The 12,505-nt window shown below is 56.5% G+C and carries 11 protein-coding genes; 5 read left to right on the top strand and 6 right to left on the bottom strand.

What is annotated here, in order from left to right; genetic code table 11:
- Positions 1 to 56: 56 nt before the first annotated feature.
- The 4 genes from fghA (at position 57) to AC1DFB_RS20010 (ending at position 3,568) form a co-directional block, all read left to right on the top strand.
- The gene (gene fghA, locus AC1DFB_RS20025) at positions 57 to 890 is read left to right on the top strand and encodes an S-formylglutathione hydrolase (RefSeq protein WP_480922657.1); all 834 of its coding nucleotides are present in this window, start codon (positions 57 to 59) and stop codon (positions 888 to 890) included.
- Between the two features lie 3 nt (positions 891 to 893).
- Complete coding sequence (gene sthA / locus AC1DFB_RS20020) at positions 894 to 2,354, top strand: Si-specific NAD(P)(+) transhydrogenase (protein WP_480762911.1); 1,461 nt, start codon at positions 894 to 896, stop codon at positions 2,352 to 2,354.
- Positions 2,351 to 2,806, top strand: coding sequence for a YaiI/YqxD family protein (locus AC1DFB_RS20015; RefSeq protein ID WP_170407274.1), 456 nt, complete (start codon positions 2,351 to 2,353; stop codon positions 2,804 to 2,806). Before sthA ends, AC1DFB_RS20015 begins: the two co-directional genes overlap by 4 nt.
- 141 nt (positions 2,807 to 2,947) lie before the next feature.
- Positions 2,948 to 3,568: an HAD family hydrolase gene (locus tag AC1DFB_RS20010; RefSeq protein ID WP_170625675.1), complete on the top strand. Its 621-nt coding sequence runs from the start codon at positions 2,948 to 2,950 to the stop codon at positions 3,566 to 3,568.
- Here AC1DFB_RS20010 and AC1DFB_RS20005 read toward each other — a convergent pair.
- Entirely contained in the window at positions 3,493 to 4,812 is a 1,320-nt protein-coding gene (locus AC1DFB_RS20005) for an MFS transporter (protein ID WP_480922656.1), read from the bottom strand. The two genes, AC1DFB_RS20010 and AC1DFB_RS20005, sit on opposite strands and share 76 nt — an antisense overlap.
- A gap of 148 nt (positions 4,813 to 4,960) precedes the next feature.
- On the opposite strand from AC1DFB_RS20005, the gene zapE reads away from it, so the two are divergent.
- Complete coding sequence (gene zapE / locus AC1DFB_RS20000; protein WP_480922655.1) at positions 4,961 to 6,019, top strand: cell division protein ZapE; 1,059 nt, start codon at positions 4,961 to 4,963, stop codon at positions 6,017 to 6,019.
- A 43-nt stretch (positions 6,020 to 6,062) separates the two neighbouring features.
- Here the strand turns inward: zapE and AC1DFB_RS19995 are convergent, their stop codons facing one another.
- Genes AC1DFB_RS19995 through AC1DFB_RS19975 form a run of 5 tightly spaced genes read right to left on the bottom strand, consistent with a single transcriptional unit; the run spans position 6,063 to position 12,308 of the window.
- Complete coding sequence (locus AC1DFB_RS19995; protein ID WP_170635810.1) at positions 6,063 to 7,337, bottom strand: bifunctional folylpolyglutamate synthase/dihydrofolate synthase; 1,275 nt, start codon at positions 7,335 to 7,337, stop codon at positions 6,063 to 6,065.
- Positions 7,337 to 8,266: an acetyl-CoA carboxylase, carboxyltransferase subunit beta gene (accD, locus tag AC1DFB_RS19990; RefSeq protein WP_480922654.1), complete on the bottom strand. Its 930-nt coding sequence runs from the start codon at positions 8,264 to 8,266 to the stop codon at positions 7,337 to 7,339. Before accD ends, AC1DFB_RS19995 begins: the two co-directional genes overlap by 1 nt.
- A gap of 59 nt (positions 8,267 to 8,325) precedes the next feature.
- Positions 8,326 to 8,811, bottom strand: coding sequence for a CPBP family intramembrane glutamic endopeptidase (locus AC1DFB_RS19985; protein WP_480922653.1), 486 nt, complete (start codon positions 8,809 to 8,811; stop codon positions 8,326 to 8,328).
- 16 nt (positions 8,812 to 8,827) lie between these two features.
- Complete coding sequence (locus AC1DFB_RS19980) at positions 8,828 to 9,223, bottom strand: hypothetical protein (RefSeq protein ID WP_480922652.1); 396 nt, start codon at positions 9,221 to 9,223, stop codon at positions 8,828 to 8,830.
- Complete coding sequence (locus AC1DFB_RS19975; RefSeq protein ID WP_170407253.1) at positions 9,213 to 12,308, bottom strand: ABC transporter transmembrane domain-containing protein; 3,096 nt, start codon at positions 12,306 to 12,308, stop codon at positions 9,213 to 9,215. Before AC1DFB_RS19975 ends, AC1DFB_RS19980 begins: the two co-directional genes overlap by 11 nt.
- Between the last annotated feature and the right edge of the window lie 197 nt (positions 12,309 to 12,505).

Here is a 12,505-nt window from a genome sequence, read left to right as displayed (position 1 = left end):
ACGCCGACGCTGCAGAGCGGTAGCCATGGCCCGGACACAACGTAAGGATCAGCTTGATGGAAACCCTTTCGGAAAATGCCTGTTTTGGTGGTGTGCAGGGCGTTTATCGCCATGCTTCCTCGGCCTGCAAATGTGATATGACATTTGGCCTTTTTCTTCCAGCCGAAGCCAAGGACGGCCCCGTTCCTGTTCTGTGGTATCTGTCGGGCCTGACCTGCACCCATGAAAACGCCATGACGAAGGCGGGTGCCCAGGGTTGGGCGGCCGAACAGGGCATTGCGCTGGTGTTCCCCGACACTTCACCACGCGGCGAAGGCGTGGCAGATCACGAAGACTATGACCTTGGTCAAGGCGCAGGGTTCTATGTCAATGCCACGCAAGGCCCTTGGACGCCTCACTTCAACATGTGGGATTATATTGCCGAAGAGTTGCCTGCCCTTCTGGCCGAGAACTTTGCGATTGATCCTGATCGTCAGGCCATCACCGGGCATTCGATGGGTGGGCATGGCGCATTGACGCTGGCGATGAACCTGCCCGGGCGTTACCGGTCTGTTTCGGCCTTCTCGCCGATCTCGAACCCCATGGGTGCGGATTGGGGCCGCAAGCAACTCAGCGCGTATCTGGGCGATGATGAGACCGCATGGGCCAAGCATGACGCGTCGGCGATGATGAAAAGCACAGGCTTTGACGGACCGGTCCTGATCGACACCGGTGCAAACGATCAGTTTATGGATCTGTTGCGCCCGGAGGCACTGGCGCAGGCAATTGCCGAGCGTCGCCAGCAGGCCACTTACCGACTGCAGCCCGGCTATGACCATTCCTACTATTTCGTGTCCACCTTTATGGAGGATCACATCACTTTCCACGCCGAAGCGCTGTATGGGGACTGAGGCATGAGCAAATATGACTATGACCTGATCATCATCGGCTCGGGCCCTTCAGGCCGGGCAGCGGCGATTCAGGCAGGCAAATTGCAACGCCGGGTGCTGGTGATTGACCGCAAAGACCGTTTTGGTGGTGTCTCTGTTCATACCGGCACGATCCCATCGAAAACCTTGCGAGAGACGGTGCTGAACCTGTCAGGCTGGCGCGAGCGCAGTTTTTATGGGCGCTCCTACCGGGTCAAGGATCAGATCAGTGCAGAGGATCTTAAAGCACGGCTGCACATGACACTCGATCATGAGGTCGATGTGCTGGAGCATCAGTTCAACCGCAACCATGTTGAAACGCTGAACGGGTTGGCGACGTTCACGGGGCCACACGAGATCGAGGTGGCCACGGATGCAGGCGAATCCACGCGTCTGACAGCAGCCAAATTCCTGATCGCCACCGGCACCAAGACCTACCGGCCAGATTACGTGCCTTTCAATGGCAAAACTGTCGTCGATGGGGATGATTTCCTTGAGATGGAGGAAATCCCGCGTTCGCTCTGCGTGATCGGTGCGGGCGTGATCGGCGTTGAATATGCAACCATGTTCTCGGCGCTTGATGTCCGGGTGACGTTGATCGAACCGCGCGAGACGTTTCTGGATTTCATCGACAAGACACTGATCCACGATTTCACACATCAGATCCGTGAAAATGGCGTCGATCTGCGGTTGGGGGCAGCCGTCGAGAAAATAGAAGACGCCGGTAGCCATGTTGAGATCACGCTGGACAATGGGCGACACGTCCGGGCCGAGATGCTTCTGTTTGCAGCCGGGCGGATGGGGGCGACCTCGGCGCTGAACTTGGACGCGGTTGGCATTGAAACGGATCATCGCAATCGTATCAGTGTGGACCGCAAGACCTATCAGACCTCGGTGCCGCATATCTATGCCACCGGAGACGTCATCGGGCATCCGTCGTTGGCCTCAACTTCGTTGCAACAGGGACGGGTCGCGGCCTGTCATGCGCTGGAGACTCCAACCCTGCCGGAAAGCCCCTGGTATCCGTATGGGATCTACTCGGTGCCCGAAATCTCAACCTGCGGGATGTCCGAGGAAGAACTGCAGGAGCGTGGTATTCCCTACGAAGTGGGCGTGGCCCGTTTCCGCGAAACCTCGCGCGGGCACATCATGGGGTTGGAGCATGGCATGCTGAAAATGCTATTTTCGCTCAAGACCCGGCGGGTTCTAGGTGTGCAAATCGTTGGCGAAGGGGCAACCGAGCTGATCCATATTGCGCAGGCGGTGCTGAACCTGAAAGGTACGGTGGATTACTTCGTGCAGAACACGTTCAACTATCCGACCCTTGCCGAAGCTTACAAAATCGCGGGGCTGGATGCCTTTAACCGGATGCCCATTCCGGACGAATTCAAGGTGCGCAAATCGACGCCAACGGCGAAGTCAGCCCCAAAGGTCAAAGAGGCGTGACGACGCTTTACATCGACGGGGATGCCTGTCCGGTCAAGGCCGAAGCTGAACGGGTGGCAACCCGGCACAAGGTGCCGATGGTTCTGGTCTCAAACGGAGGGCTACGCCCCTCTACCAACCCGTTGGTGCAGGTAGTGATCGTCGCCTCGGGAGCAGATGAGGCGGATAAGTGGATTGCCGAACGCTGCGGCACCGGCGATATTGTCGTTACCTCTGATATACCGCTGGCCGCCAAGTGTATTGAAGCCGAAGCACGCGTGCTTCGGCCCAGTGGCGAGGCTTTCACTGCGGCCAATATCGGTCAGCAATTGGCAATGCGCGATCTGATGGCGGACCTTCGCGCGGCAAACCCGCTGGGGACAGGTGGCGGGGGAAAACCATTTGGCAAAGCCGACCGGTCGCGTTTTCTAGATGCGCTTGAGCGCGAGATACGCGCTGCCCTACGCAGGTAGTGCTCCCGCCGGTCAGAGACGCATCAAAGATGCGTATCCTCCCGTTGGGCTGGGCAGCGCGTGCCGCGCTGCGGTTGGCGCTTGCATCTCTGACCTGCGCTTGGTTCAGTCGTTGTGATTGAACTGGTATGGGATTAAGTCATGGCCATTGAAGCCGTCATCTTTGACATCGGAAATGTGCTGATCGAGTGGCAGCCCGAGCGCTATTATGATCGGGTAATCGGCGAGGATCGTCGTCGCGCCATGTTTGACGAGGTCGATCTGCATGGGATGAATGATCTGGTAGATCAGGGCCATCATTTCACGGATACGATTTACAATTGGGCGGACAAGTACCCGGAATGGCGCGATGAAATCCGAATGTGGCATGACAACTGGATCGAACTGGCCGCGCCCGAGATCCCACATTCAGCGCGACTGCTGCGCGCGTTGCGGACCAAGAAGATCCCGGTCTTTGCCCTGACGAATTTTGGGGTTCAGAATTTTGACTATGCCACTACCGTTTATCCGTTTCTGAATGAGTTTGATCGTCAATACGTCTCGGGTCGGATGAAGACGGTCAAACCTCATATGCCAATTTACGAAATGGTTGAGGCCGATTGCGGCATCCCTCCCTCGGCGCTTTTGTTTGCAGATGACAGGATCGAGAATATCGAAACAGCAAGGGCGCGCGGATGGCAAACGCATCACTTCATCGATCCGCAGGGTTGGGCGGATCGATTGGTTTCTGAGGGGCTGCTGACCGCTGAAGAGGCCGCATAGCTCAGGCCTGTCACGCCGGTTGGTGAGCGATTTTCGCGGATGGGCAGGTGAATGATGGCGCTGAACGCTCCGATAGCGACGCCGATCCACCAAACCATGGTGTAATCACCGAATTGGTCGTACATGCGCCCGCCTAACCAGATGCCCAGAAAACTGCCGATCTGATGGCTGAGGAAAACGATCCCGTAGAGCGTGCCCATGTACCGCAGGCCATAGAGATGTGCGACAAGGCCAGATGTTAGCGGTACGGTCGCCAACCAGAGCGACCCCATCACAAGCGAGAATGCGATCACGGACAAGGGCGTGATTGGGAACACGATGAAGGCACCTGCGGCAAGCGTTCGGCCGGTGTAAACCGCCGCGAGCAGGTACTTCTTCGGAAAGTGATTTCCAGCCCATCCGGCCAAAAGGGTTCCGCCGATATTGGCCAACCCAATCAACGAAATCGCAATCGCCCCCAAGGCTGAAGTTGTGGTGATCCCCATCGAATGTAAGACGCCACCGGGTTGGATCGGGCCGCACATCTCGGTGACGAAGGCGGGGAAATGGGCTGTGACAAAGCCCAGTTGATAGCCACAACTGAAAAAGCCGATCGCAATCAGCGAATAAGACGGGTCGCGGAATGCCTTGGACAGGATCTGCCCCATACTCTCCTCTAGCTCCGTCCTGCTGATGGGCTGAGGCGCGCGCATGAATGGCAATGTCAGAATCAATGCAAGGATAGCCACCGCAAAGATCAGAAACACTTGCTGCCAGGGTAAGAAAGTCAGCAACCACTCTGCTGTGGGTGCGCCAATGACTTGCCCGAAACTGCCCGCTGCGGTGACAATCGCCAATGACATCGAGCGGTTCGCATCCGATGAGGCACGACCTACGACCGCAAGGACCACGCCAAACCCCGTCCCAGCGATCCCGAAACCCACGAGCCAGGCATACATCTGATGTTCAAACGGGGTAACGGACCATGCCGTCAGGACCATTCCCGCCGTATAGGTCAGAGCGCCCAGAACGATGGCGCGCCGATCACCTATCTTTTCCGCAATGGCGCCAAAGATCGGCTGGCCGATCCCCCAAGCCAGGTTTTGTATGGCGATCGCCATCGAAAAATCGCTGCGTAGCCAGCCGAACTCATCCGCAATCGGTATCTGGAACACACCAAAAGAGGCGCGTACGGCAAAACTGACTGTAATTACGATGCAGCCGACGATCAGGATCGGGTTCAGCAAACGGGTGGATTGCGACATTAAGGCTCCGAAGATTGGTTCCAGCAGACGTTAGCGGTACAACTCGGCGCGTCAATTCAGGAGTTTTGTGACGCCAGTTCAGCAAAATTGATGTGTCTGGAAAAAAGGTTTCTTTTCAACACACGAAGCGATCGGTATGGCTCAACTCATGACGGATCTAATTTCACACTATGAAGATCTTATTGCTGATGGGACACTGACCCGGGACGACGCGCAAGAGGCTGTGCTGCCCCGGTTTGAGCGCATTCGGGCAGCCTTGGCCGAACCGGTTAAGCGTGGATTTTTCCGCAAAGCGCCGCCGCCACCCAAGGGTTTGTATCTTTGGGGAGGTGTTGGGCGCGGCAAGTCGATGTTGATGGACATGTTTGTCGAGACATTGGGTGAAATCCCAGTTCGACGGGTGCATTTTCATGCGTTCATGCAGGAAATCCATTCCGGTCTGCACAAGGCGCGTGAAGACGGCGTTGAGGACGCGCTGGTCCCTGTGGCCGATGCAGTCATCAAATCGGCGCGGGTGCTGGCCTTTGATGAGATGCAGATCATCGATATCACCGACGCGATGATCGTGGGGCGGTTGTTTGATCTGCTCTACAAGGGTGGTGTCGTTATCGTTACGACTTCGAACAGACATCCGGATGATCTATATAAGGATGGGTTGAACCGGCAGCTTTTTCTGCCTTTCATACAGCACATCAAAGAGCAACTGGAAGTGTGGGAGTTGGTTTCACCCACGGATTACCGGCAGAACCGACTTGAAGGCTCGCCGGTTTACTTCACCCCCATTGGGCCCGAAGCGCGGGAGAAGATTCGTGGGGTTTGGAATGATCTGTCGGGTGGACCGGCAGAAGAGCTGGCCCTTCAGGTGAAGGGTCGCGAAGTTGTCCTGCCCGCCTTTCGCAACGGCGTTGCACGGGCCTCGTTTTATGACCTCTGCGGACGAATGTTGGGTCCGGGAGACTACCTGGCCATCGCAGAAGCGCTGAAGGTAATGGTTCTTGAAGACATCCCGCGTTTGTCACGCAATAATTTCAATGAGGCCAAGCGCTTCGTCACCCTGATCGATGCGCTTTATGAGGCGAAAGTTCGGCTGATTTGTTCCGCCGCCGCAGAGCCTGAGATGCTCTATGTCGAAGGGGAAGGAACTTTTGAGTTTGAGCGTACGGCCTCGCGCCTGCGGGAGATGCAAGACAAGGATTGGGGCAGATAGGGGCTGCTGCCCTGGCGCAGAATCTTTTTCATCAGGCGGAGGATCAGGCGTTTTCTCTAAGGATGTTTCCCGCAAGATAAAGCGACCCGCAGATCAGAATGCGTGCATCAGGGGTTTGAGCGGTGATTGCGGCGAGCGCGTCTGTGACGCTGTCTGCTGTCGTGGCGGCCAGATTCACCTTAGCAGCAGCGGCGGCGGTTTCGTCCGCGCTCAGCGTATTCTGCTCACCCGGGATCGATACGGCCGTCAGGCTGTCTGCCCTTTGGGCCAATGGCGCGAGATAACCGGTGACATCTTTGGTATTCAGCATACCACAAATCAAATGCGTGGGACGTTCTGGTAGTGACGCTAAAACCTCGGCCAAAGCAGTGCCTGCAGCCGCGTTGTGACCACCATCCAACCACAACTCAGCTTGAGGGGCCTGCTCAACCAGAGGACCAATTTTTAGCCGCTGCATACGCGCGGGCCATTCGGCCTTGGCCACAGCGGCCTCGTAGGCATCATCGCCCATTTGCAGGTGGCGCAACGCAGCCAACGCTGCGCCTGCATTTTCGATCTGATGAGCACCCAGTAGGTTTGGCATAGGCAGATCGCGCAAACCGGTTTCGTCCTGATAAATAAGGCGACCGTTCTCAGTATGAACATGCCAGTGCTGCCCGTGGACCATTAGCGGAGCGCCCAGACGGGCTGCGGTATATTCGATGACTTCCAGCGCCTCATCTTGCTGCGGGCCGACGATGCAGGGAACGCCCGGCTTGATGATTCCGGCTTTTTCAGCGGCGATCTTGCCCAAAGTGTCGCCCAGGAACTGCTCATGGTCGATCGAGACGGGGGTGATGACCGTCAACTCGGGCCGTTCGATCACGTTGGTGGCGTCCAGCCGCCCGCCCAGCCCGACTTCGAGCAGCGTATAGTCAGCTTTGGTGCGGGAAAATGCCAGCAGCGCGGCGCAGGTGGTGATTTCAAAATAGGTGATGTTCTCACCGCCATTTGCGGCGTAACACTCATCCAGCACGGCGGTAAGGTCGGGCTCGGAAATCAGCTCACCTGCCAGTCGGATTCGCTCGTGAAACCGGGCCAGATGAGGTGAGGTATAGGCATGGACCGCATGCCCTGCCCCTTCAAGCCCCGCCCGGATCATGGCCTGGGTCGAGCCCTTGCCATTGGTTCCAGCGATATGAATGACCGGAGGCAGCTTAACCTGAGGATTGTCTAGTGCCGCCAGCAAACGCCATACCCTGTCCAAGGTCAGGTCGATGATCTTGGGGTGCAGCGCCATCATCCGGTCTAGGATGGCATCCGAAGATGGGGAGGTCATTATTCGACCGCGTCCTCGGTGGGTGCCTCGGTTGGGGCTTCTTCCGGCTCGGGCGCAGGAAGGTCGCCTTTGACCGCAGGGGGCTGCTTCATCAGCATTCGGGTGATGGTGATCAGCTCATCCCGCATCTCAGTGCGTTTGGTCACTCGGTCGAGCATCCCGTGATCCAGCAGATATTCAGCGCGCTGGAATCCTTCGGGCAGTTTCTCACGAATGGTCTGTTCGATCACACGTGGTCCGGCGAAACAGATCAGGGCATTGGGTTCCGAAATATGAACGTCACCCAGCATCGCGTACGAGGCTGTAACGCCGCCTGTAGTCGGGTGGGTCAGGACAACAATATAGGGCAGGTTTGCTTCTTTGAGCATCTCCACTGCGACCGTCGTACGCGGCATTTGCATCAGGCTCAGAATGCCTTCCTGCATCCGCGCGCCGCCGGCTGCCGAAAACAGGATCAGGGGCCGCTGTAGCCTAACAGCCTCCTGTGCTGCAGCAATGATGGCATTGCCTACATACATGCCCATCGATCCGCCCATGAACGAAAAATCCTGCGCGGCTGCCACGATCGGGGTACGGCCGATTTCGCCAACGGCGACCAGCATCGCTTCTTTCTCGCCGGTCTTTTTCTGGGCCGCCTTCATACGGTCAGGGTATTTTTTCTGATCCCGAAACTGCAGGGGATCGTCTTTCGGTGCCGGGACATCAACCTCGGAAAAAATACCGCCATCAAACAGATGTTGGAACCGATCGCGCGGCGTGATTGCCATGTGATGGTCGCACTGGGTGCAGACATTCTGGTTTTCCGCCAATTCGCGGTGGAACAGCATGGTTCCACACTCATCACACTTGTGCCAAAGGTTTTCGGGCACTTCGCGGCGCGAGAAGATCGAATTGATCCGGGGGCGGACGTAGTTTGTGATCCAGTTCATGTCGGAACCTTGATAATGCGGCGTTGACGTCAAATAAGACGCAATGCCGGGAAATGCAATCAGCGCCTGAGGACCAATCTTGCGGTGAGCCACCCCACGATCATCAGCGCAAAGTCGACTAGCAACCAAGGTCGCAACGCTTCGGCGTCCGATGCCTCATAAGGAAGATGGAACAAGGCCAGGCCACCAAGGTTGTCGGGAAGCGAAATGACAAGCAGAGCCGCGATGTTATTGAAAAAATGCAGCGCAATGGCGGGGCCCAGCGTACCCGCTCGCGCGGTCAGATCGGCGGTCAAAAGCCCAAATGTCAGCGCCCAGATGGCAATCAAGACCGCATTGTCTCCGACCGTCGCGGGGCTGTAGTGGCCAGCTGCGAACAAGATTGATGGCAGACCCATCCAGATCAGCGGAGACCGAAACCGCGCGGCGAGGCCCTGTTGCATATAGCCTCGGAACAGGATTTCCTCGGCGCTGGTCTGAATCAGCACCGCAACAGCGGATAAGGGAAGCAGCAAAAGCCATTTGGTTAACGCGAGATTCGCCACCAATGGTGCACCAAGGTCATAGGGGGAGTATGAATATGACTGCACCCAGCAGAAGCAATGCGCGAACAACGCGCCAAAACTGCCAGATTGCGATGGATTGTTCGCCCAGGACCGAGGCAAGTGACCGGTGCTGAAATAGTCGTGCCCCCAACGCCACGCCAATAGTGACAAAAATAAAGCTGGAGAGCACAATAAGGAGCGCTGTTGGCGACGATCCATTCAAGAATGTGACCGCCGATCCTGATGAGCCAAGACTGGCAACGATTGCGAACAAGATTGCATTGAGCGTGACCACAACCACTGAGACCAGCGCAAGACCAGCCAACAAGCGCCATATCTCGGGATATCTGCGGGCGGCACCTAGCAATTGCTGATGACTTGAATAGGCCCCCCGCCTTTCATTAGTGCTCATCGGATTGCTCAGCACTTACCGAAGGCAGGTCATCCCCAATTGGAGTGTTGGGGTCACGCAACCGCTCGGACACCGTGGACAGGTATCCGGCCACGGTTTCAAGCAGCCTCATCGCAACGCCCGCGTCACTTTCAATCACAGCACGCAATTCCTCCGCGCCGATCCGCAGGAACGAGCAATCCGTGAGGGCCACCAAATCCAATTGTCGCGGCTCATTGGTGATAATCGCAAGATCGCCGATAAGGCGCCCGGGTTCTACTATCGAGAGCGAACGCATTTCACCGTGTTCATTCAGCCAATTCAGGCTTGCCGAACCTGAAATACACAAATACGCCGCATCGGGAGCCTGGCCACGTGCGAAAATGGTTTGACCTGCCGCGACCTCGTACCATTGGGCCGAAAACGCCAGAAGACGCTGGTTACGCCCATCGACTCGTGAAAACAACTCGGTCGAAGAAATGATCTTGAGTTTCCGGCTCAGGTCGTCCGTCCCGGTGTCTTCAGCATCGGTGGACACGCGTGAGACACCATCGATGCGACCGTCCTTTATTTCAACAAACAAATCATAGGCTTCCGGATGGGCAAAATGATCCTCCATAAAGATCATAATCGAGTCGGGTAATAACTCGCGCAGCTTCAGACGGGTCCGCAGGCGGCTTTCAGAGTCGTGGCTGGCCAGTGCCTTGTCGAGTATCAGGATATCGGGGCGTTTGATCCCGGCACGAGAAAAGGCAGCACGCTCCTGAAACACTGTCGGAAGGTTGTTCCCACCTAACCCGGACGGCAGGTCGTAGATGATCGCGGCGGCCCTTCGGCGCAGCCCGGCCTCGTTCAGAACCTCCGCGACCAGATCTTCGATCTCTTCTGCATGAGCACCAGCCATGATGGATACCCGACCATACAGAGCGTTTTCCATTGCTGTCAGGCGGGGAACGTAGACGTCCGGTGACACCGGCACGAACATCGCACCCATAGCGCCCCGCAGCCGTTCGGCCTGACTGTGACGAATGGAAAGGATTTTGTCCTTGTACTCCTCAGGGAAACTTGGGCCGATTTGTTCAGCGGTCAGCATGAATGGAACGGTCAACAGCAGCGCACGTTCCTGATCGCCGATGGCTTCTTCGCCCTTGGTTTTGCGGCGCTCTTCGATATCGAGCAGACGGTGGTACATGTCTTTTGACATGCCAAGCCGCAAGAACAACGGGTGATCGGCCCCATCTCGCCCGAAAGTCTGGTTTAGGGTTTCCAGAACGGCCTGAGCGATGCTGAGCGCGTCATCATCCAGGCCATTGCCCGTAAGCAACGACAGAAAGCGGTGGTCCCCCGCCAGAATGTCCGGTGCGATATCATGCGTCGGTGAAGCGAACAGCAGGTTCCCGCCCAAGGGCACGGCGGGATTGAACTGGTCAGGATCGAACCGATAGACATACTTGTCCAAACCGCGCTCTTGCAGGCGTGTGGCAACGGTATCTCGCAGATCGACTATTTCTTTCGCCAGCACCGGGTGTACTTCCGGGTCGAACTGAGAGCGCAAAGTGCGCCGGAACATAAATTCATCAATGCCCATCGCTTCGACAAGCTGGAACCACCAATCGCGAATATCCTCGATGTCATCAAGACCCGCGAGGCTTGGATCTATCCATTCATCGGACAGTGAATCGGGTGGGTTCCCGGCGCGCACGGCTTCGATCTGGCGGCGTGAGGGGGCCTGCAATGCACCACTTTCGTGTTGAGGATGCGTGCGCAGCGGCATTAGCAGGTTATCACCCAATGTTCCGTCGAACAGGTAAGGGCGTGAATAGGCATAGCCGATCCGCGCCGCAATCACCGCCTGATGCAGGCTGTTGAGGTTGTGGCCAGCCATCAGAACCTCGCCTTGAACCGGGAGCACTTCGCGCGTCAGCAACTGCGCAAGCGCACTGCGTTCCGAAGCGTGTTTCGACTGAATCGCAACCCGGGCGCCTTGGGGAATGGTAAGATCAATATCCTCAAGGATGGTCTTTCCGTCATCATCACGAACGGTCACGTTGCGCAGTTCGATATCGCCGGTTAGGTGCGGGATTGCCTCGGGGACGCCCTCAAACAACTGTTCGGGTATCATATTCGATGGGGCAAACCGTTCGGTCACAATTTCCCAGCGCAGTGACATGTCCTGTACTTGGTTGTAGTAGGTCAGAAGATCCTTCCAAGGGCCGCTGAGGTCTTTATATGCACCCAACGCGGCGACCAATGCGCCCACTGTCACCTCGCCCGTGATCGCCAGATAGCCGCCTACTGAATAGAACAGGAAGGGTGTCATCTGAGTGATCAGATTGTTGAGGAACTTCATGAAGAACTTCTTGTTGTAGATCTTAAAACGGATCTCGAACAAGGTTCCTAGCCGATGGCTGAATTGCGCCAGACGATAGCGCCAGCCGCCATTGGTGCGCAGATCGCTGATACCAGCAGCACTTTCGCCAATCTCAGAGCTCAGCCGCCGGACCTCCTGAATGCGATCCTTGTTCAAAAGGTTGATCTGACGTTGCAATTTGGGAATCAGCCAGGCCTGCAAAGGGATCAATGCAATACTGGCCAGACCAAACCACACGCTTTGCATGAAAAGAAACGTGACGATCGTCATCATCTGGCCGAACTGAAAAACGGGCTGCGCGATGGCATCTCCCATCAACCCGCCCATGGGTTCGGCCTCGGACGTGATCATCGATACCAGTTCACCTTGGCTGGTGGTGGCGAAATAGGATTTGGGAAAGCGCATCGAGCGGCTGATCAAGGTAAAGCGCAGGCGACGCAACATCCGTTCAGCGAGAATGCCTTTCATGGTATTGATGCGCATTTTCATCACGCCACTGGCGATGACAGTTGCCAAAAAGGCAAAGCACAGAATCAGCAGGTACTGCACCTGGGTCACGGTGATGCCGAGTACTGTCACGGTGTCTGCGGGCGCACCAATCGCGTCGTTGATGATCTGCTTAGGAAGCTCCAACGAAGCGTAAAGGAACGGAAATGACAGAACGGTCAGCAACAGCAGGACCAATTGCTGCTTTTTCGAATGCTTCCAAATGAATGAAAATAGGGTGGGTTCCATTCCCCTGCCTCATGATGAGCCTGTATGATCCGGGACAAATGCCGATTGCCCGAGCGACGACGGTAAGCCTCGGCCCGAGCTATTGCAAGAATGGCGGCTCTTTGCGACGCAGAAACCAGCTGGATAGGAGTTCACATTTAGGATTCGGGAAGATTTATCCGCTAATCAAGTAAGACTGGTTTGTCCCCTGCCCCGAC

Source organism: Ruegeria sp. S84 (assembly GCF_056583445.1).
The sequence above is the reverse complement of the archived record's forward strand: the minus strand, read 5'-3'. Positions and strand labels throughout refer to the sequence as shown.

Bases quoted from the DNA above. Each gene is read 5' to 3' on its own strand.
- fghA (WP_480922657.1), top strand. From the start codon at position 57: ATGGAAACCCTTTCGGAAAATGCCTGTTTTGGTGGTGTGCAGGGCGTT.
- sthA (WP_480762911.1), top strand. From the start codon at position 894: ATGAGCAAATATGACTATGACCTGATCATCATCGGCTCGGGCCCTTCA.
- AC1DFB_RS20010 (WP_170625675.1), top strand. From the start codon at position 2,948: ATGGCCATTGAAGCCGTCATCTTTGACATCGGAAATGTGCTGATCGAG.
- AC1DFB_RS20005 (WP_480922656.1), bottom strand. From the start codon at position 4,812: ATGTCGCAATCCACCCGTTTGCTGAACCCGATCCTGATCGTCGGCTGC.
- zapE (WP_480922655.1), top strand. From the start codon at position 4,961: ATGACGGATCTAATTTCACACTATGAAGATCTTATTGCTGATGGGACA.
- AC1DFB_RS19995 (WP_170635810.1), bottom strand. From the start codon at position 7,337: ATGACCTCCCCATCTTCGGATGCCATCCTAGACCGGATGATGGCGCTG.
- accD (WP_480922654.1), bottom strand. From the start codon at position 8,266: ATGAACTGGATCACAAACTACGTCCGCCCCCGGATCAATTCGATCTTC.
- AC1DFB_RS19980 (WP_480922652.1), bottom strand. From the start codon at position 9,223: ATGAGCACTAATGAAAGGCGGGGGGCCTATTCAAGTCATCAGCAATTG.
- AC1DFB_RS19975 (WP_170407253.1), bottom strand. From the start codon at position 12,308: ATGGAACCCACCCTATTTTCATTCATTTGGAAGCATTCGAAAAAGCAG.